At 69.5% G+C, this 19,893-nt stretch carries 18 protein-coding genes; 13 read left to right on the top strand and 5 right to left on the bottom strand.

Annotated features, from left to right (window positions below; translation table 11 throughout):
* The first annotated feature begins 365 nt into the window (after positions 1-365).
* From infA to truA, 8 genes are all read left to right on the top strand, one after another.
* Positions 366-587: a translation initiation factor IF-1 gene (infA, locus tag ACJH71_RS09220; protein ID WP_003418601.1), complete on the top strand. Its 222-nt coding sequence runs from the start codon at positions 366-368 to the stop codon at positions 585-587.
* Between the two features lie 54 nt (positions 588-641).
* Positions 642-755 carry a 50S ribosomal protein L36 gene (gene rpmJ, locus ACJH71_RS09215; RefSeq protein ID WP_003879483.1) on the top strand — a complete coding sequence of 38 codons (114 nt, stop codon included), beginning with the start codon at positions 642-644 and terminating at the stop codon, positions 753-755.
* 171 nt (positions 756-926) lie between these two features.
* A complete protein-coding gene (gene rpsM / locus ACJH71_RS09210; RefSeq protein WP_024443769.1) occupies positions 927-1,301 on the top strand; it encodes a 30S ribosomal protein S13 in 375 nt (124 codons plus the stop codon).
* A 5-nt stretch (positions 1,302-1,306) separates the two neighbouring features.
* Positions 1,307-1,717, top strand: a complete 411-nt coding sequence (rpsK, locus tag ACJH71_RS09205; RefSeq protein WP_046189661.1) for a 30S ribosomal protein S11 — start codon at positions 1,307-1,309, stop codon at positions 1,715-1,717.
* Positions 1,718-1,732: 15 nt separating this feature from the next.
* Positions 1,733-2,338: a 30S ribosomal protein S4 gene (gene rpsD / locus ACJH71_RS09200; protein WP_406757718.1), complete on the top strand. Its 606-nt coding sequence runs from the start codon at positions 1,733-1,735 to the stop codon at positions 2,336-2,338.
* 128 nt (positions 2,339-2,466) lie between these two features.
* Entirely contained in the window at positions 2,467-3,510 is a 1,044-nt protein-coding gene (locus ACJH71_RS09195; RefSeq protein ID WP_019738182.1) for a DNA-directed RNA polymerase subunit alpha, read from the top strand.
* A gap of 75 nt (positions 3,511-3,585) precedes the next feature.
* Complete coding sequence (rplQ, locus tag ACJH71_RS09190; RefSeq protein WP_406757717.1) at positions 3,586-4,116, top strand: 50S ribosomal protein L17; 531 nt, start codon at positions 3,586-3,588, stop codon at positions 4,114-4,116.
* On the top strand, positions 4,076-4,963 hold the full coding sequence (gene truA, locus ACJH71_RS09185; protein WP_406757923.1) for a tRNA pseudouridine(38-40) synthase TruA: 888 nt from the start codon (positions 4,076-4,078) through the stop codon (positions 4,961-4,963). Before rplQ ends, truA begins: the two co-directional genes overlap by 41 nt.
* An 82-nt stretch (positions 4,964-5,045) precedes the next feature.
* On the opposite strand, the gene ACJH71_RS09180 is transcribed toward truA, so the two are convergent.
* Positions 5,046-5,681, bottom strand: a complete 636-nt coding sequence (locus ACJH71_RS09180) for a cutinase family protein (RefSeq protein WP_406757716.1) — start codon at positions 5,679-5,681, stop codon at positions 5,046-5,048.
* 59 nt (positions 5,682-5,740) lie between these two features.
* Positions 5,741-6,436: a cutinase family protein gene (locus ACJH71_RS09175; protein ID WP_406757715.1), complete on the bottom strand. Its 696-nt coding sequence runs from the start codon at positions 6,434-6,436 to the stop codon at positions 5,741-5,743.
* 120 nt (positions 6,437-6,556) lie between these two features.
* Here ACJH71_RS09175 and eccB point away from each other — a divergent pair, with 120 nt between their 5' ends.
* On the top strand, positions 6,557-7,648 hold the full coding sequence (eccB, locus tag ACJH71_RS09170) for a type VII secretion protein EccB (protein ID WP_406757714.1): 1,092 nt from the start codon (positions 6,557-6,559) through the stop codon (positions 7,646-7,648).
* Here the strand turns inward: eccB and mycP are convergent.
* Positions 7,599-8,906 (bottom strand): type VII secretion-associated serine protease mycosin, encoded by a 1,308-nt coding sequence (gene mycP / locus ACJH71_RS09165; RefSeq protein WP_406757713.1) that lies wholly within the window; start codon positions 8,904-8,906, stop codon positions 7,599-7,601. The genes eccB and mycP overlap by 50 nt on opposite strands.
* Positions 8,907-8,909: 3 nt before the next feature.
* Positions 8,910-10,061: an EsaB/YukD family protein gene (locus ACJH71_RS09160; protein WP_406757712.1), complete on the bottom strand. Its 1,152-nt coding sequence runs from the start codon at positions 10,059-10,061 to the stop codon at positions 8,910-8,912.
* A 114-nt stretch (positions 10,062-10,175) separates the two neighbouring features.
* Between ACJH71_RS09160 and eccCb the strand changes: the two genes are divergently transcribed.
* The gene (gene eccCb, locus ACJH71_RS09155; RefSeq protein ID WP_406757711.1) at positions 10,176-13,748 is read left to right on the top strand and encodes a type VII secretion protein EccCb; all 3,573 of its coding nucleotides are present in this window, start codon (positions 10,176-10,178) and stop codon (positions 13,746-13,748) included.
* On the top strand, positions 13,745-14,905 hold the full coding sequence (locus ACJH71_RS09150) for a type VII secretion-associated protein (RefSeq protein ID WP_406757710.1): 1,161 nt from the start codon (positions 13,745-13,747) through the stop codon (positions 14,903-14,905). Before eccCb ends, ACJH71_RS09150 begins: the two co-directional genes overlap by 4 nt.
* 16 nt (positions 14,906-14,921) lie before the next feature.
* On the opposite strand, the gene ACJH71_RS09145 is transcribed toward ACJH71_RS09150, so the two are convergent.
* Entirely contained in the window at positions 14,922-15,782 is an 861-nt protein-coding gene (locus ACJH71_RS09145; protein WP_406757709.1) for a helix-turn-helix transcriptional regulator, read from the bottom strand.
* Positions 15,783-16,028: 246 nt separating this feature from the next.
* Here ACJH71_RS09145 and gjpA point away from each other — a divergent pair, with 246 nt between their 5' ends.
* Positions 16,029-17,141 (top strand): outer membrane porin GjpA, encoded by a 1,113-nt coding sequence (gene gjpA / locus ACJH71_RS09140; RefSeq protein ID WP_406757708.1) that lies wholly within the window; start codon positions 16,029-16,031, stop codon positions 17,139-17,141.
* 68 nt (positions 17,142-17,209) lie between these two features.
* Entirely contained in the window at positions 17,210-19,777 is a 2,568-nt protein-coding gene (locus tag ACJH71_RS09135) for a PGRS repeat-containing protein (RefSeq protein WP_406757707.1), read from the top strand.
* The last annotated feature ends 116 nt before the right edge of the window (positions 19,778-19,893 follow it).

The raw sequence follows: 19,893 nt of genomic DNA, 5'->3' as shown, positions 1-19,893 counted from the left end.
GTCAGGGTCATCCTCGCATGTCGCGGGCGTGCGTGAACCCGGCGGTTTAGCGAGGCTCGACGCAGGAGAGGTGAAGCTGGGGCCGCCGCATGAACCCCGCGGTTTAGCGAGGCTCGACGCAGGAGAGGTGAGGCTGGGGCCGCCGCATGAACCCGGCGCTTTTGGCGTGGGAGGCGGATGCGGGTATCGTAGGTCGACGGTGCGGCGTCCGCGTCGACTCTTGCGTGTCCAGTCTGAGATTCTTGGGGTTCTACCTGGAATTTCCTGTCACCGGCCCACGTTTTGAAGTCGTAGTCGATGCTGCGCCGTGGCGGGCGCATGCATACGCGACAAGTAAGTCAGACACGGAGGATCGCCGGAGAGTAATGGCCAAAAAAGACGGTGCAATCGAGGTCGAGGGTCGAGTGGTCGAGCCCCTGCCCAATGCGATGTTTCGCATTGAGCTGGAGAACGGTCACAAGGTGCTCGCCCACATCAGCGGCAAGATGCGGCAGCACTACATCCGTATCCTGCCGGAAGACCGGGTGGTCGTGGAGTTGTCTCCCTATGACCTGTCCCGGGGACGCATCGTCTACCGGTACAAGTAGCTCCCGACCGCCCGAAGTACGTCAACCAGCGATTAGAACAGGACCACAGCAGCCGTGAAGGTGAACCCCAGCGTCAAGCCGATCTGCGACAAGTGCAGGGTGATCCGTCGGCACGGCCGGGTCATGGTGATCTGCTCGGACCCGCGCCACAAGCAGCGCCAGGGCTAGCAGTCGCCGGCCCGGCGTAGCCGGGCACCAGCCACAACTGAATGCAGACCTCCCAGTACCAGTGAGCGGATAGGCCGCTCACACACGCCCGGATCGGAGGCCGGGCCCCGGAGCTTTTAGCCGGGAACGGGCTGGGACCATAACCTCCGCTACGAAAGAGGAATGCCACACATGGCTCGACTTGTGGGCGTCGACCTGCCGCGCGATAAGCGCATGGAGATCGCGCTGACCTACATTTACGGCATCGGCCGTACTCGCTCCAACGAAATCCTGGCTGCGACCGGTATCGACAAGGACCAGCGCAGCAAGGACCTGACCGACGACCAGCTCACCCAGTTGCGTGACTACATCGAGCGCAACCTGAAGGTTGAGGGCGATCTGCGCCGCGAGGTGCAGGCGGACATCCGTCGCAAGATTGAGATCGGCTGCTACCAGGGTCTGCGGCACCGTCGCGGTCTGCCGGTGCGCGGCCAGCGGACCAAGACCAACGCGCGCACCCGTAAGGGTCCGAAGCGCACCATCGCCGGTAAGAAGAAGGCCAGGTAATCGTCATGCCACCGAAGAAAGCGACCGGCCCGAAGAAGGGTCAGAAGACCCGCCGGCGGGAAAAGAAGAACATCCCGCATGGTGCCGCTCACATCAAGAGCACCTTCAACAACACGATCGTGACGATCACCGACCCGCAGGGCAACGTGATCGCATGGGCGTCGTCGGGCCACGTGGGCTTCAAGGGCTCGCGTAAGTCCACCCCGTTCGCCGCGCAGCTGGCCGCCGAGAACGCTGCCCGCAAGGCGCAGGAGCACGGCGTGAAGAAGGTCGACGTGTTCGTGAAGGGTCCGGGTTCGGGCCGCGAGACCGCGATCCGCTCGCTGCAGGCCGCCGGCCTCGAGGTCGGCGCGATTTCCGATGTCACCCCGCAGCCGCACAACGGCTGCCGTCCGCCCAAGCGGCGTCGGGTCTAGGAGGACTGAAACAACATGGCTCGTTACACCGGACCCGCCACCCGCAAGTCCCGCCGTCTGGGCGTCGACCTCATCGGCGGCGACCAGGCATTCGAGAAGCGGCCCTACCCGCCCGGCCAGCACGGCCGCGCCCGGGTCAAGGAAAGCGAATACCGACTGCAGCTGCAGGAGAAGCAGAAGGCTCGCTTCACCTACGGCGTGATGGAGAAGCAGTTCCGTCGCTACTACGAGGAAGCCGTCCGTCGCGGCGGCAAGACCGGCGAGGAACTGCTGCGCATCCTGGAGAGCCGGCTGGACAACGTGGTTTACCGCGCCGGCCTGGCCCGCACTCGTCGGATGGCCCGCCAGCTGGTCAGCCACGGCCACTTCACCGTCAACGGTGTGAAGGTCGATGTGCCCAGCTACCAGGTGTCGCAGTACGACATCATCGACGTCAAGGACAAGTCGATCAACACGGTGCCGTTCCAGATCTCGCGTGAGGTCGCGGGCGACCGCCCGATCCCGGGTTGGCTGCAGGTGGTCGGGGAGCGTCAGCGCATCCTGGTCCACCAGTTGCCCGAGCGCGCGCAGATCGTCGTTCCGCTCACCGAGCAGCTGATCGTCGAGTTCTACTCGAAGTAAGACAACTCGGGGTTCCGACCCCGAGTCCCCCGCGGGGATCGCGAGCGCGGCGTAGCCGGGCGAAGCGGATCGCCGCGAGACAACCGAGCGGCATCAAATAGCGGGTGCCAGAAGGAGAAAAGAACACCATGCTGATCTCACAGCGTCCGACCCTGTCCGAAGAGGTCGTGGCCGACAACCGGTCGCAGTTCGTCATCGAACCGCTGGAGCCGGGATTCGGCTACACCCTGGGCAACTCGCTTCGTCGCACCCTGCTGTCGTCGATCCCCGGCGCGGCGGTCACCAGCATCCGCATCGACGGTGTGCTGCACGAGTTCACCACGGTCCCGGGCGTCAAGGAGGATGTCACCGACATCATCCTGAACCTCAAGGGCCTGGTGGTCTCGTCCGAGGAGGACGAGCCGGTCACCATGTACCTGCGCAAGCAGGGACCCGGTGCGGTCACCGCCGGTGACATCGTCCCGCCGGCGGGCGTGACGGTGCACAACCCCGACATGCACATCGCCACCCTGAACGACAAGGGCAAGCTCGAGGTCGAGCTGATCGTCGAGCGCGGCCGCGGTTACGTTCCGGCCGTGCAGAACAAGGTGTCGGGCGCCGAGATCGGCCGCATCCCGGTGGACTCGATCTACTCGCCGGTGCTCAAGGTGACCTACAAGGTCGAGGCCACCCGTGTCGAGCAGCGCACCGACTTCGACAAGCTGGTGCTGGACGTGGAGACCAAGAACTCCATCAGCCCCCGGGACGCGCTGGCCTCGGCCGGTAAGACCCTGGTTGAACTGTTCGGTCTGGCACGCGAGCTCAACGTGGAGGCCGAGGGCATCGAGATCGGTCCGTCGCCGGCCGAAGCGGACCACATCGCGTCGTTCGCCCTGCCGATCGACGACCTGGACCTGACCGTGCGGTCCTACAACTGCCTCAAGCGCGAGGGAGTGCACACGGTCGGGGAGTTGGTCGCTCGCACGGAGTCCGACCTGCTCGACATCCGTAACTTCGGTCAGAAGTCCATCGACGAGGTCAAGGTCAAGCTGCACCAGCTCGGCCTGTCGCTCAAGGACAGCCCGGCCAGCTTCGACCCGTCGCAGGTGGCGGGTTACGACGTTGCCACCGGCACCTGGTCGGCCGACGCCGGATATGACGAGCAGGACTACGCCGAAACCGAACAGCTGTAACGCCCAACCTCTCGAAAAGAGAGCCGTCCCGGCCCTACCTGATACGGGGGCCGGCCCCATTTAGGAGAAGTCGCAATGCCCAAGCCCACCAAGGGCCCCCGCCTCGGCGGATCGTCCTCGCACCAGAAGGCGCTGCTGGCCAACCTGGCCACGTCGCTGTTCACTCACGGCCGGATCAAGACGACCGAGCCGAAGGCGCGGGCACTGCGGCCGTACGCCGAGAAGCTGATCACGCACGCCAAGAAGGGCACGCTGCACAACCGGCGTGAGGTGCTCAAGAAGATCCGTGACAAGGACGTGGTGCACTCGCTGTTCGCCGAGATCGCCCCGCACTTCGCGGACCGCAACGGTGGCTACACCCGCATCATCAAGGTCGAGCCGCGTCAGGGTGACAACGCCCCGATGGCCGTGATCGAGCTGGTTCGGGAGAAGACCGTGACCTCGGAGGCCGACCGCGCTCGTCGCGCCGCGGCCAAGGCAGAGAAGGCTGCTAAGGCCGAGAAGCCCGCCAAGGTCGAGGCCGAGGAGAAGGTCGAAGAGCCGGCCGCCGAGGAGACCGAGGCCGCTGAAGCCACCGAGGCCGTTGAGGGTACCGACGAGTCCTGACGGCGTGGCCGAAGCCGTCCGGCTTCGGCTCGACATCGCCTACGACGGCACGGAATTCGCCGGCTGGGCGGTTCAGGCGGGCCAGCGCACGGTCGCCGGAGTCCTCGACGAGGCTCTGACGACCGTGTTCCGCACTCCGGTGCGGTTGTTCGCGGCGGGGCGCACCGACACCGGCGTGCACGCCACCGGACAGGTGGCCCACATCGATGTTCCGAATTCGGCGCTCCAACATGCCTATTCGCGGACTCGGCGTGACGGTGAGCCGGAATTCTTAGCACTGACACGGCGATTGGCGCGTTTCCTGCCGATCGACGTGCGGGTGTTGCGGGTGCAGCGCACGGTCGCCGAATTCGACGCCCGGTTCTCGGCGCTGCGGCGCCATTACGCCTACCGATTGTCGACCGCGCCCTACGGTGTGGTGCCCCAGGAGGCCCGCTACATCACCGCGTGGTCTCGCCCGCTGGACGTCGACGCGATGGCCGAGGCCTCCCGACACCTGGTGGGGCTGCATGACTTCGCGGCTTTCTGCCGGCATCGCGAGGGTGCCACCACCATTCGCGACCTGCAGCGCCTGGACTGGGTCCGGGACGGTGATCTGGTCACCGCCCACGTCAGCGCCGACGCGTTCTGCTGGTCGATGGTGCGCTCGCTGGTCGGGGCGGTGCTGGCGGTTGGTGAGCACCGGCGCGATGCCGCGTGGTGCGCCGATCTGCTGAACGCGCAGCGCCGATCCAGTGACTTCACCGCCGCGCCCGCCCGTGGGCTGACGCTGGTCGGCGTCGACTACCCGCCGGACGATCAGCTGGGGGCGCGCACCCTCATCACCAGGGATCTGCGCACGCGCTAGGTCTTCCCGGGCGCGAGCGTGCACGGTTGTACAGCTTTGGCGGCGTGTCGGCGTACAAACACGCTCCCTCGCGGGAGATGGGCTACAGCAGGCCGGCGACGAACGAGGCGGCCTGATTGGTCATGCCGGGTGTGTAGCCGGAGTGCGCGGAGAAGATGCGCCCGGGGGAGCAGATCGGGTCGCCATCGGTGCACAAGTCGATGGTCTTGAAGCCGTAGGCCGGACTGTTGGTCAGCGGCTGCCCGATCTTGGTCGACGGGTTGCCGAACACCGCGATCGCCGCAACGTGATCGGCGGCCTCGGGCGGCAGCGGGGCGGTGAAACCGAAGCCGGGCACCGGTGCCGCCGCCACGATGTCGATGATCGCCGCGCCCTGCGAGTAGCCACCGAGGACCAGGCGGGTTCCGGGGCAGTTCTCCACCATCCACATGATGTGCCCGCTGGCGTCGTTGGCGCCGTCGGCTGCCCGGCCGAAGTCGTAGCTGGCCGGGTAGTTGACCGCGTAGGCGCCGACCGATCGGGACGTCTGGTTCCGCAGGGCGTTGACCAGGCCGTCGCCGACCCGGCCCAGGCCCGGTGGCTCGCTGGTGCCGCGGGCGAACACCACCTCGACGTCGGGGCAACCGTCAGCCGAGGCTGTCGGCATCGATGACGCGCTGGGGTCCATCAGCAGCGCTGCGGCAGCGGCCCCTGCCGCCAGGATCCGGAATGCCTTCATGGTGAACGATAGTAGCGAAAATAAGCCTTGATCAGCTAACTAAACCGGGGTGGGCCGCATCACGGCGCCAGCGTCGGTGCCGGACCCGCGGCTCGCAGCCGGCCGGCCACGAAGTTGGCGGCCTGGCTGGTCAGGGCCGGGATGTAGCCGTCGGTGTGATCGCTCCACTCGTTCCCGGGGCCTTCATGGCAGATCGGGTCACCCGGGTTGCACAGGTCGATGGCCTTGGAACCGAACAGGACGCTCTGCTGGCTGATCGGCCCGCCCGTGCGGTCGGCGGGGTTGCCGAACGTGGCGACGGCCACCACCTGGTCGGCAAGGTCCGCGGGCAACTGGTTGCCCCAGGTGATACCGCCGACCTGAGTACCGGTGACGATGTCGATGACCGAGGCGCCCTGCGAGTAGCCGCCCAGCACCAGATCGGTGTTCGGGCAGACGTCGGCGGCCGCCTTGACCCGCTTGATCACGTCGTTGGCGCCGTCGCCGCCGCCCAGCTGTAGGCGGCCGGCGGGGTAGTCGACCCCGTACTCGTCGACCTTCTTGGAGGTCTGCTGGCGCAGCGAGTCGATGAATGCCCGCCCCACCCGGCCCACGCCGCGCGGTTCGCTGGTGCCGCGGGCGAAGATGACCTCGACGTCCGGGCAGTCGTAGGCGGACGCCACCGGGGCGACGCTCGGCGCGACCGCCGGGAGCGCCAGCAGTGCGCCGGCCATCAATGTTGCGGAGAAAATGCTGCTCAGCTGAACAAAACGCATACCCGAGATGGTACCGAAACCGAAATTCGATACCGACGGGCCTGTGGACGGCCGGACACCGGTGCGTCGGTCTCGCGGTTAGCGTCGCCAGAACACCGATGACGGGAGTGGGTGGCCGAGATGGCCGAGCGATCGACGACGCAGCTGCAGCTCAGCGCGCACCGCTTTGTGGCCCGCCGGATGGAACGGGCGCTGCGGTGTGGGCAGGTGACGGGCGGCCGCGTCCCGGGCCGGGCCGCCTTGGGCCTGGGGTGGCTGCTCAGCATGGTCATCGCCGCGGGCGCGATGGTGCTGGCCGTCCTATGGCCGCAGCCGGTCCTGGGTGACGCGCCCATCGTGCTGGATCGCGCGACCGGGGCCCTGTATGTCCGGATCGGCGACACGGTGCATCCGGTCTACAACCTCGCGTCGGCTCGGCTGATCACCGGTGCAGCCGACCCGCGACCGGTAGACGGCAGCGCGGTCGGCCGGGCCCGGCGCGGGCCGCTGGTGGGCATCCCGGGTGCGCCCGGCGTACTCGGATCGGCACTGCCGGACTCCCAGACCTGGTCGCTGTGCGAGGACTCGGCCGGCACCACCCTCATCGTCGGGGCCGACCCGCCGTCATCCGACCGCCTCGACCCGCAGCAGGCGATTGCGGTCCGCTCCGAGTCCGGGGCACCGTATCTGCTGCGCGACGGACGTCGGCTTGCGGTCGATCCTGCCGACCCGGTGTTGGAGTCCGCCGTATCGAGACGTGTCTCGGCGTTGCTGCTGAACGCGATCCCCGAAGCGCCGTCGGACCCGGCAGACCACCGCGGGATGGGCTTCAGGGTGGGCTTGGCCCCGGTGGCGCTGTGCGTGCACTGGCGCGCGGATGATCCGGGCGGGGTCACCCTGTCGGGTGGGGTGGGCCTGCCGGCGGGGGCGGCGCCGAGCGTGCTGGCTCAAGCGGACGGGCCGGGCCCTGCCCTGGACGGCGTCTACCTTCCGCCGGGACACAGTGCCTACGTGCGCGCGGTCGACAGTTCCGGCCACGCCGGGGGCGCGGGATATCTCATCGCCGACGGCGGGGTGCGGTTCACCATCGACGACGACGATGCCGCGCGCAGGCTGGGGCTGCCCGCGACGGCCGCCGGGGTGCCGTGGGCGATGCTGGCCGGTTTACCGGCCGGCCCCCGGCTCAGCCGGGATCAAGCGCTGCTGGGCCGCGACGTGGTTTCCGGCCCGTGACCGCCCGGGCGGTGACGGCTGCCAGGAGCAGCGCCAGGAGGACAGCCGTGCCGAAGATCGCGGTGTGCAGCCCGGCGGGCGCGGCTTCGGCAGCGGGTTCTGAGGCCGAGGCGGGATGGGGCACAGGTGCGGCAGGCCGGGGCTGTTCGCGGGAGGTGGGCACGTCAAAGGTGAGCGCCGCCAACGGGTCCACCACGCCGGCACCGACGGCGTCATCACGCCCGCCCGGTGGGTGGTGTGCGGTGTCCCTGATCCGGTCCATCACCTGCCGCGGCGTCCACTGTGGGAACCGCGAGCGGATCAGCGCGGCCAGACCGCTGACCACCGGCGCGGCGAAACTGGTGCCGCGCAGCGCCGATCCATTGGCGGTGTCGGCCATCGCATCGCCGATGTTGCTCAACGACAGCACCGCCTCGCCGGGAGCGGCCACGTCGACCCATGGGCCGGGCAGGGTGAACGCCGAGGCAGTGCCGCGGGCATCCACCGACCCGACGGTCAGCACATAGTCGTCGTACCAGGCCGGGCTGACGATCATGGGTCGCTCGGCGGCGCAGCCTTCGTCGGTGTTGCCCGCCGCCGCGACGACGACGCTGTTCTTGATCTCGACCGCATACGCCAGGGCGGCGCCCAGCGCGCGGTCGTCGAGGCCGGAGCTCGCGGGTCGGCAGGCCACCGCGGAGATGTTGATCACCGACGCGCCCAGGTCGGCCGCGGTGCGCACCGCCTTGGCCAGGGTGTCGACATCGCCGATTCCGGGGCCATCACCGTGGACGGCGAACTTGGCGCTGGATGCGCGAATGCCGATCACGGTGGCCAACGGTGCCACCCCGCTGAACCGGTCGGCCGCGGGATCCGGTGCAGCCGCGATGATTCCGGCGACCACGGTGCCATGCCCATCGCAGTCGCGGGTGCCGTCGCCGGTGGACACGTAGTCGCCGCCGCCAATCAGGCCCGGCAGTCGCCGGTGCGCCGCAACGCCGGTGTCGATCACCGCAACCCGCTGGCCGGCCCCGCGGGTGAGCGCCCACGCCGCGGCCAGGTCCAGCCCGTCGAGCTGGGTCGGCGCGCCACCCGGGCCCAGCGAGCCCACCGTGCATACCCTGCGCTGGACGCTGCGGTGTGCCGGAGCGGCGGGCGCCGGTGCGGGCAATCGGGTGTGGTCGACCGGGGGCGGCGCGACCGCGTTCGCAGGCGGTGCGCACGGTGTCGCTGCGATCACGGCGACCGCCGCCAACCGGGAGATCCGGGTCCACCGCATGGGTCAGCCCAGACTCAGTCCGCGGGCGACGCTGTACAACCCGCACAGCCAGCAGGTCAGTGGCGCCAGCGACCCGAGAGCCAGGCCCTCGATGACTTCAGCGCCACGCCCGATCAGCGGGGACACGCCGGGCGCGGCGAAGCCGAGGCCGAGCACCACCGCGACCAGCAGCACGGCTGCCGCCACCGGCCATTGCGCCGCCGTGTTGCGCGCCGCCCCGAGTAGGGCGATTCCCAGCGTGGCGGTACCGCCGGCAATCAGCGCCGCGATCTGCACGCCATCGGTGTGCGAGCGGGCCCGCAGCGTCAGCGCCACACCGGCCGTCGCCGCGAACACCGCGCCGACCAGCCGGGGCGCCCCGGAAGCCGGTGTCCCGGCGACCACCGCGGCGGCGCCCAGGGTCACCAGCGCCGCGGCACCCGCCACCAACCCCGTCAGCAGATCGTGCGCCGCGCCCACCTGCGCTTCCCGGCGAGCGAGCCCGGTGGCCGCGGACACCATCCGGCCGGCAATGCGGATCATGCCGACTCCGGCGGCAGCCGCCACGGCACCCACCGGCGTCGGCGCAATCCCGGTCACCGCGGCGGCCATTCCCGCGACCGCGGCCAGTACCGCCAGCCCGGCCAGGCAGCACAACGTCGTGCGTACCGGCGCGCTGCAGCCGCTCGGCGGGACGCTCATCAGGGCGACCGTCCCTGCCGCCGCGGCCGCCAGCAGCGCGTTCGGGGATCCGGGACCGCCGGGAATCGCCACGAAGCCGGCAACACCGGCCAGCGCGGACGCCGCCAGCGCGGCACTGAGCCGGCGCGCCGGCGGATCCCAGGGCCGCTCCTTCGTCCGCACCGCGGCCGCCACCTGTTCTGCCGGATCGTCGAACAGCACCTGCGGAGCCCGGTATTCGGCGTGGGTCAGCAGCAGGATCGATCCATCTCGGATACCTTGTTGAGAAAGGGTTTTCGTCCCATCGAGGGCAGCCCTGCCCGGCTCGGCCAGCCGATAGGGGCGCAGTGATTCCGGGCCGGCCCGGTGCGGTATCAGATCTGCGACAGCCGCGATCAGGGCCGCCACCGGGACCCCGGAGGGGAGCGTCAGATCGGCGCGCGCGGTGTCGGCGTGTATGGCGACCCGGTACATGCCGGAATCCGAAGTCGACACGTCGTGTTCTCCTTTCGGCGTCGTTGGCCGCACGCTACTGTCCCGGCAGGGGAGAGGTTTTCGGCTATCCACAGCTGACTTGCCGGTGTAATTGGTGCTGTCTACGGTGTGCCGATGACCGGTCCCGTGTTGACCGCGATCTCGCCCGCGCCGCCGTCGCGGGGTGAAATCGCTGTCGCCGCACCGCCATCGGTGCCCGACCCCGAGTCTCGGATGATGCTGACCCGGTTGCTACCGGCCGTCGTGGCGGTGGGGATGCTTGTCGTGACCGCCGCCGCCTACCGCTCGGGAACTCCGGCCGCACGTAGCCCGCTGTTCGCCCTGTTCCCGCTGATGATGCTCATATCGGCGGTGGCAGCCGTACTCGCCGGACGAAACCGGGGACGTGGCAGCGGCATTGACGACATCCGCGACAGCTACCTGGCCTATCTCGGCGGGTTGCGTGAGTTTGTGGCCGGCCGTGCTGCGGCCCAGTACGCGTTTGCGGTGTGGTCGCATCCGGAACCGGACGCATTGTGGGCGCTGGCCGGTGGGCCCCGAATGTGGGAGCGCGGACCCGGCGACCCCGCGTTCGGTTCGGTGCGGTGGGGGATCGGGTCGGCCATCCCGGCCACTCGCCTGGTGGCACCGTCGCGGGATCCGGCGCGGCAGGTCGATCCGGTCACCGATACCGCGCTGCGCCGTTTCCTCGAGGCCCACGCAGCCATAGCCGAGGTGCCGGTCGAGCTGACGGTGCTGGGCCCGGCGCCGCTGCTGCTCGACGGCGACATGGAGCGGGCGCGGGGTCTGGTGCGTGCGCTGATCTGCCAGCTCGCGGTCCTGCACGGCCCCGACGCGGTGCTGATCGCGGCCGTCGCAGGTCGGCATCACTGGGATTGGCTGAAATGGCTACCGCACCACCAGCATCCATCGGCTTTCGACGCCGGCGGTCCGCTGCGGCTGACCTACCCCGACCTGATGACCGCCGAAACCAGCCTGGCCGGCCGGCGGGCGGTGGTGATCATCGACGATGCCAGCGGTCTGCGGGTGGCCGAGGCAGGTGCGCGAGGCGATGCTCGCCGGTTGCACGTGACCGCGACGGCGCTAAGCGACTCCGATCGCCACGTCGGACGGCCGGACTTTCTGGCCCTCGCCGACGCGACGGTGTGCGCGCGGCGCCTGGCCGCACACCGGCCCGTCGGCTCCGGCAGTGGCCAGGGGTGGGCGCACCTGCTGGGCATCGGCGACATCGACCGCTTCGACCCGCCGACCCAATGGGCAGGCGCCGCGGCACAGCAATTGTGCGTCCCGATCGGCACCGACGCGAGCGGAGACCCGGTGTGGCTGGACATCAAAGAGGCCGCCGAGCGGGGCAGCGGGCCGCACGGACTGTGTGTCGGTGCCACCGGCTCGGGCAAATCGGAGTTCTTGCGCACCCTGGTGCTGGGCCTGACGGCCCGGCATTCGCCCGAGGACCTGAATCTGGTGCTGGTGGACTTCAAAGGTGGCGCAACATTTCTCGGCTTCGAGCAGCCCAACCATGTTTGTGCGGTGATCACAAATCTGGCCGACGAGGCACCGCTGGTGGGGCGGATGCGCGATGCGCTGGCCGGCGAGATGCACCGGCGTCAGCAACTCCTTCGCACCGTCGGGGCCTTCGGCATCGCCGCATATCGGCAGGCGCGGACCGCGCAGCCGCAGCTACCGCCCCTGCCGACACTGCTGATCATCGTCGACGAGTTCTCCGAACTGCTGCACCAGCATCCCGATCTCCTCGACACTTTCGTCGCCATCGGCCGGCTGGGCCGATCACTGGGAATGCATCTGCTATTGGCCAGCCAGCGCCTAGAGGAGGGCCGGCTTCGCGGCCTGGAATCGCATCTGTCCTACCGGGTGTGCCTTAAGACGATGTCGGCCGCCGAATCCCGGCTCGTGCTGGGAACCAGCGACGCCTACGAATTACCCAACACCCCCGGAGTCGGGTTCTTGCGGACCGCCGACGGCGCGGTACGGCGATTCCAGACGGCCTACGTCTCCGGGATGTACCCGCGTGCCCGATCGGCTTCCGTCGCGGTACGCCCGTTCACCGCAGCGCCGCTGGGCCCCGCCTTGGAAGGGGGTGATCCGGCCGGGCGCACCGTGCTGCAGACAATGCTGGCGCGATTGGGTGGGCGCGGTCCGGCGGCACGGCAGATATGGCTGGCGCCGCTGGGAGATTCCCCAGCTCTGGGATCCCTGCTCGACGCCGACCACGGCGATCTGACGGTCCCGGCCGGCGTCGTCGATCGGCCCTTCGACCAGCGTCGCACCACCTTGTCGATCCGGTTGGATGGCGCCGCCGGACACGTCGCGGTGGTGGGCGCCCCGCAATCGGGCAAGTCGACCGGGCTGCACACCCTGATCGCCGCCCTGTGTGCCACCCACGACGCGACGCGAATCGCGTTCTACTGCTTGGACTTCGGTGGTGGGGCGCTCTCGGCGATTCGAAGCCTGCCGCACGTCGGGACGGTCGCCGGCGTTGGGGAACCGGACCTGGTTCGGCGGGTGGTCGCCGAGATGGAGGCAATCCTGGCGCGGCGCGAAGCCCAGCGGGCCGGCCGTATTGCGGACGTCGAAGGCCCGGTCCCGGACATCTTCCTGGTGATCGACGGATGGGCCGCCCTGTGCCGCGAATTCGAACTGGAGGCCAGGATCGTCGCGCTGGCCGCCCGCGGCCTGTCCTTTCGGGTGCACGTGATGCTGGCTGCATCGCGGTGGGCCGAGGTGCGGCCCGCGTTGCGTGACCTGATCGGCACCCGCATCGAGCTGAGGTTGGGGGATCCGGCCGAATCCGAAGTGGACCGACGGCAGGCTCAGCGGGTGCCGCAGGGCCGGCCCGGACGCGGCCTGACCCATGACGGCATGCACATGCTGCTGGCCCGCCCGCAGGGCTGGGCACCGATGCGGCACCCCGACGGTGCCGTCGCGCCACCGATCCGGCTGCTGCCGACCGTCGTCGACCGGGCCGAGCTAGCCGCCGCCGCTGGCCCGCCTGTTCTGGGGATCGATGAACGCGGACTTGAGGTTGTGGCAATCGATTTCGGCCGCCAACCGCACCTGCTCATCCTGGGCGACAGCGAATGCGGCAAGACCTCCGTGCTGCGAACGCTCTGCCGCGAGCTGGTGCGGGCACAGCCCGCCGGGCAGGCTCAGCTATGGGTGGTCGACTATCGGCGGGGCCTGCTGGACGTTGTACCGACCGGACATCTGGCCGGCTACGCGATGTCTCGGCCCGCGCTGACAGCGCTGCTGCCGAGCCTGATCGACCAGCTGGCCGAGCGGATGCCGGGCGCCGACGTCGGCGCGCAGCAACTGCGCGCCGGGTCTTGGTGGTCCGGGCCGCAGCTGTATGTGGTGGTTGATGACCACGACCTGGTGGCCGCCGCCAGTGGCAATCCGCTGACACCGCTGCTGGAATACCTGCCACATGCCGCCGATCTCGGGCTGCACCTGATGGTGGCCTGCCGCAGCGGGGGAGCGGCCCGGTCGATGTACGAGCCGATGCTGACCGCGCTGGCCGATCTGGGCGCGATGAGGCTGATGATGAGCGGGGCCGCCCCGGACGGCCCGCTGAGTTCGGTTCGACCGGCAACCCTCCCGCCCGGGCGCGGCACCCTGATCACCCGCGCCGACGGCGAGCGCCTCATCCAGGTGGCTTGGGAACCGTGAGCCTCGGGCATCGGGCGGTGATCGAGGCCGGCCCCGCAATCATTCGCCGACTGTGTTGCGGCGGTGCTGAATCGGCCGACGCCGCAGCGGCGCTGGATTGGATCGATGACCCGGTCGGTCTGGTCGATGGGCAACCGGTCGCGGTGCCCGAGCTCTTGCGCCAGGCGCTGACCTGCTCGTTGCCCGTTGAATCGGTCGAGCTCATCCATCCGTCGTGGTGGCCGGTCCGCAGGGTGCAGCTGCTCGCCGCGGCGGCGCGAGTGCTGACCGGCGAGGTGGTCACCCGATCGCGAGCGACGGTGCTGGGTGCCGCGGTGGTTGTGGAGATCGCCGCTGGCCTGGTGGCCGTCGCGGGCGCCGATAGCGCTGACATGTTCGCCGAGCCACGTATCGGTTCCCCCGACGAGGTCGCCGACGCGGTGGCGCGCCGGATACGTGCGGCGGTGTGGGAACGTCCCGGCGCTGTCGTGATCGACGTACCGGTCGGGGTCGGTGGGGCCCCGGAGCTCTCGACGATGATCGAGGAGCGGCTGCGGCCCGGGGTGCGGGCGACGGTGATCGATCAGCTGCCGCCGCTCCGCCGCACGGTCGATACGTCGGTCGCCGATCCGGCGCCCGTCGGTCGCCGGCTGCGGCTGGCCCCGGCCGGCGTGGTCGGCGGGGTGCTCGCGCTGGCCCTGGTGGTGCGCCCCGATATCGCTCCGAACCCCGAACATCCTGGGACGACGTACCTCGTGGAAAGCCGTGTAGCGGTGCAGGTTCCGCAGGGGTGGGCGACCAGGCGGGTGACTGCCGGGCCGGGATCGGCTCGGGTGGAGGTGGTTTCGCCCACCGACCCGCAGCTGGTGCTGCATGTGACTCAGGCACCTGCCGCCGGCGATACCCAGACCGCTGTCGCAGAGCCGCTGCGGCAGGCCCTGCAACGCGCTGACGCCGAAACGCCTGGGGTATTCATCGATTTCAACCCGGTCGGCACCCGCGCGGGACGGCCCGCCGTGACCTATCGGGAGATTCGCAACGGCCATCAGGTGGACTGGGCGGTGCTGGTCGACCGTGCGGTGCGCATCGGCATCGGGTGCCAGAGCGAGCCAGGAGGCGAGGACGCGCTGCGCGCGGTGTGCGAGCAGGCGGTGCGCTCCGCCCACACCGTCAGCTGAGTGACGTCACCAACCGTCAGAGAGGCGGTGGGGGCGATTTTCGCCATTGGCTGGGTGAAATGCCGTGTGTTTGGCGGAACTGCCGGGTGAAGTAGGCCGCGTCGGGAAGTCCGACCCGCTGGCCGATTTCGGTGATCGGCAGTCGGGTGTCGGTCAGCAGGCGGCGGGCTTCGCCCATGCGGCGTTGGGTGATCCACTCCAGTACGGTGCGTCCGGTGCGGCGGCGCACGACGGTGGTCAGATGCCCGGCCGATACGGAGACCTCGCGTGCGACCTCGCGTAGCGAAAGCGGTTCGGTGAAGCGCCGGTCGATGGTTGCGAACACCTCAGCCAGCAGCGGTTCGTCTTCGTGGCGCAGGCCGTCGATGGTCTTGGTGGCGAGTCGGGTGAGCTTGACCAGCAGCAGGGTCAGCAGCGCCGACACCGCTTCGCGGTCACCGTCCTGGCGTTGCGCGAGTTCGGTTTTCATCGCGTCGAGGATTTTGAAGATCGCCGGATGATCAGCAACTGGCAGTTCGATGCGCAGCAGGCCGTCCTCGTGCTCATGCAGGAAAAGGCGCAGCAGGGGATGTGATCGCCAGGAAAGCCAGGGCGACGTGCCGTCGTCGCCGACCGCGACCGGGTCGAAGAACACCGCGATGCCATCATCGGCGCATTCCACCGCCTCCGGACCGACGGTGGCGCCCATCGCGACCACGTAGACCACCCCGGTCGCCCGGTCGCACCACAGCGCCGGGAAGTTATGGATCTGGCCGTGTTGGGACAGCCGTTCCTGGCCAACCCGGGCCACCACCACCGGCGGCAGATGTGGGTCGGTCGGATACTCGTAGACCTGTACCCCGGCGCGTTGCCGCACCAAGCGGGCTGTGGGAACCATGGCGCCGACGATAATCCAAACCTGCGGAAGAACGTCCTAACTTCACAGAAAAATGACGGTTAGCTTTAAGGCGTGCCGACCGAGATGTCCTGTTATTGCGTTGCATTCGCATCTCGTCGTGCGGCCGGCGTTAAGAAAACCGTGCGCTGCCTGAGAGATGTCTATGGTTAGCCTCACCTCCCTATCGCGTGCCAAGCAGTACCAAATCCACCCCTGACAGTCGCCACAACCTTGAGGAGATATCCCTTGCGCGCAACAATCCGTCCCTACGCCACCATTGGTGTCGCGATCGCGGGTGCTGGTCTGATCGCGGCCACGCCGGTGGTTACGCCGTTGCCGCAGATCGGTGCAGTGCGTGATGTGGCGTTGACCGCCAGTAGCGCGTGGGATGAGGTGTTCAACGCGGCCTCGCAGAACCTGACGCAGATGTTGAACAACTACTATTTGGCGCCGGGGATTGCGTTTCAGCAGTTCGTTGCCAATCAGAGTGGTTACTTGCAGCAGTTGCTGGATGACCCGGCGAACATCACGGCGGTGACCGAGCAGCTCCGGCATAACCTTGACGGACTGCTGACCGGGTACACCTTGAGTAACCCCAGTCAGGAAACCCTCGAGATCGTCATGAGCCACACTCTGGCGGCCGGTGACTCCTCGACCTTTGCGTTGGGCTGGTATGACCTGTTCGCCGGTCCGTTGTCGTCGCTGATGGGGGGGATGTTCCCCGCGGAGATGGTCCCGATCATCCACTTCCTGTCCTCGCCGTTGAGTGGACTGATCATGGGTTCGTTGGGGCCGTGGATCGCGCCGTGGGTGGGCTTGCTCAACAGCATCACGGAAGGCGACAACTTCGGTGACACCCTGGCTAACGTGTTCGGGGCTTCGCTCAATGGTGCGACCCTCAACTTGGACAGCCTGCTGCCGATGATCAACGAGGCCGCCGGCGACTTCCTGCCGGACGGTATGGGGATCGGCCATTTGGACATCGCGTTCGGTGGGTGGCTGACGGCCGGTCATGTGGCTATCGACCCCTATCAGGTGCTCGGCGCCAATGGTGAGGTGGTGGCCGAGACGCCCGCGGTGGGTGGCTCGATCCTCAACAGTGTCGGCATCGAGCTCACCGGTGCCCCGGTGATCGGCGCCCTGAACATCGGCAGCAATGCGGTCGGCCCGCTCGGGGCGATGCTGGGCCTGGGCCAGACCGTTGGTGCGTTGTTGGGTTCGGGTTGGGATGGCAAGGGTGCGGTGCCGGTGACCCCGCCGCTGGCCGGTGTCGACTTGCCGGTGATCAATGACCTCGATGACGGCGGTGCCGGTGGTGCTGCGGCGACCGATTGGTTCGCGGACTTGCTGGGTCTGTAACTGGCGCCTGGCGTAGATCCCCTAAAACCGTTCCCCTATCTGACTTTTCACACGAGAGGTTTTCACACATGAGTTACCGCAATCGGATGATCGGCACCGGTAGCGCCGTGGCGGCGTTTTTGGCGTTCGGCATGACGCCGTTGGCGCCTGCGCCGGCCGCCCAGGCTGATTTCGAGGATCTGTTCAGTTTCGATTGGTTGGTCCCGGCGGCCGCTGATGTCGATGTTCCCGGCTCGGCGGACGCGTTCGATATGTCGGCGATGTTCGGTGATTTCAACGTGGCCACGTTGTTTGACCAGATGTTCTACAGCCCGCTGCACATGTTGACCGAGTTCTGGATCAACAACCCACTCGGCGAGATGGTCAACGGCGCCATCAACACCATTTCCGGGCAGTACTTGATCGGTGACGGTATCGATGGCACCGCGGAAAACCCCGATGGCGGCCATGGTGGCCTGTGGTTCGGCGATGGTGGCGCGGGTTGGAACAGTGATGTGGCCGGGGTTGTCGGCGGCAACGGCGGTAACGCGATCGGCTTCGGCAACGGCGGCGATGGCGGTGACGGTGGTGCGGGTGCCGCCGGTGGCAACGGTGGTATCGGTGGGGTCTGGATGGGCCACGGCGGCGACGGCGGCGCCGGCGGCATTGCGACTGTGGCGGGCGGCTTCGGTGGCGCCGGAGGCGATGGCGGTGCGGCGATGGCCTGGATGTTCGGCAACGGCGGCGCCGGCGGAGCCGGCGGCACCGGCATGGATGGCACCCAGAACGCCAGCGGCACGGGCATGAGCGGGGGCCAAGGCGGCAACGGCGGCAACGGCGGGGTCAGCGGATACCTGCTCGGCAACGGCGGCAAGGGTGGCGGCGGCGGCGCGGCCGGCGACGGTGGCGCCGGCACCAACGATGGCACGAACGGACTGGCCGGTGGCGTCGGTGGCCGCGGCGGCGTGGGCGGCCTCGGTGGTGCCCGCGGTTCCATGTTCTATGGCGCCCCGCTCTATGGCAGTGCCGGCCAGGCCGGCGACGGTGGCGACGGCGGCAACGGCGGCGCCGGCGGCGAAGCAGTCAAGGACGCCAACGGCCACTTCATCGGCAACGGCGCTGAGGGCGGCATCGGCGGTGACGGCGGCGCCGGATACGCGGGCGGCAACGGCGGCAACAGCGGCAACGGCGGCTCCGGCATCAACGGCGGCAACGCCGGCGGTTGGGGCGGCAGCGGCGGATACGGCCTGGGCAATTCCGCCACCACCGACGGCGCCACCGGTATCGGCGGGCAGGGCGGCAATGGCGGTGTCGGTGGCAATGCCACCGGTGCGGTCGGGGTGACCGGCACCGCCGGCAACGGTGGATCCGGGGGCCAGGGCGGCTACAGCGGTTCCAACCACGCCGGCGGCGACGCCGGCCAGGCCGGGGCCGGCGGCAACGGCGCCACCACCGACAACACCATCCAGACCATCGGCGGCCGGGGTGGCTATGGCGGCGGCGGCGGCAACGGCCAGACCGCCGGGGCCAGCACCGACGGCGGGGCCGGCGGCACCGGCACTTACAAAGGCGGCGACGGTGGCGGCGGCGGCAACGGCGCCAACGCCGTCAACGGCGGTGCCGGCGGCAACGGCGCCGACGGCGGCGTGGCGACCGGCTGGAAGGACGCCGACGGAGTGATCTGGAGCATCGGCGGCAACGGTGGCGCCGGCGGCGGCGGCGGCCAGACCAGCGGCAACATGCTCACCGGCGGCACCGGCTCCGGCGGGGCCGGCGGCCATGGCGGTGCCGGCGCAGACGGGTTGACCGGTCCCGGCGTGGTCAGCATCGGCGGCAACGGCGGTTGGGGCGGCACCGGCGGCGCGGGTAGCGGCGCCGACGGTGGTGCCGGTGGTGCCGGTGGCGACGGTGGTGACGGCACCGCCTCCGGCGGTAACGGCGGCGGAGGCGGCGGAGGCGGCACTACGGACACCAGCGGAACCGCCGGAGTCGGCGGGGTGGGCGGTAACGGCGGCAACAGCGGTGGCGTGCAAACCCCCACCAACGCCCTCGGCATCGGGCCCAGCCACGCCGGCAACGGCGGCAACGGCGGCAACGGCACCACTTTCTACGGCAGCGGCCCCAGCAGCGTCGGCGGCGCCGGAGGTAATGGCGGCAACGGCGCCGGCGACGTCAACGGCGGCAACGGCGGCACGGGCGGCACCGGTGGTCGCGGCAATTTCGGGGCTGAGGGCTCGACTGGTAACAACCCGCTCACCGGGGCGCCCGGCAAGGTGGCCGGCGGTGTCGGCGGCAACGGCAGCAACGGCGCGGTCGGCGGCAAGGGCGGCAATGGCGGCAGCTCGGAGAACGGTGTCGGCGGCAACGCCGGTAATGGCGGCAAGGGCGGTGACGCCGGCCAAGGCGGCAACGGCGGTGCCGGCGGTGTCGACCCGACCACCGGAGCCGGCCTGGCGGGCGGCGACGGCGGCAACGGCGGCAACGGCGCGGCCGGTGGTGCAGCCGGCACGGCCGGACACGGCGGTGCCGGTAACGGCGCTGCGGGTTCGGTGGGCGCAGGCGGCGCCGGCGGTGCGGCCGGTGCCGGTGGCGCCGGTGGCCCCGGAGACCCCGTTGGTGCTGACGGCAACGCCGGCAACGCGGGCAGCCCTGGCTAGCCAGTACCTCCTCGACACGGTCGCCGGGTCCCTACATGGGGCCCGGCGACCGTGCCATTTGTGGCTGCCCCCTCTCCCGCGAGCCCCTGAGCCGCGAGCCTCTCTACCGCGAGGGT

This window comes from Mycobacterium sp. SMC-15 (assembly GCF_045310925.1).
Classification (GTDB): Bacteria; Actinomycetota; Actinomycetes; order Mycobacteriales; family Mycobacteriaceae; genus Mycobacterium.
Note: the sequence above shows the minus strand (reverse complement) of the source record. Positions and strands in the feature narration are given on the sequence as shown.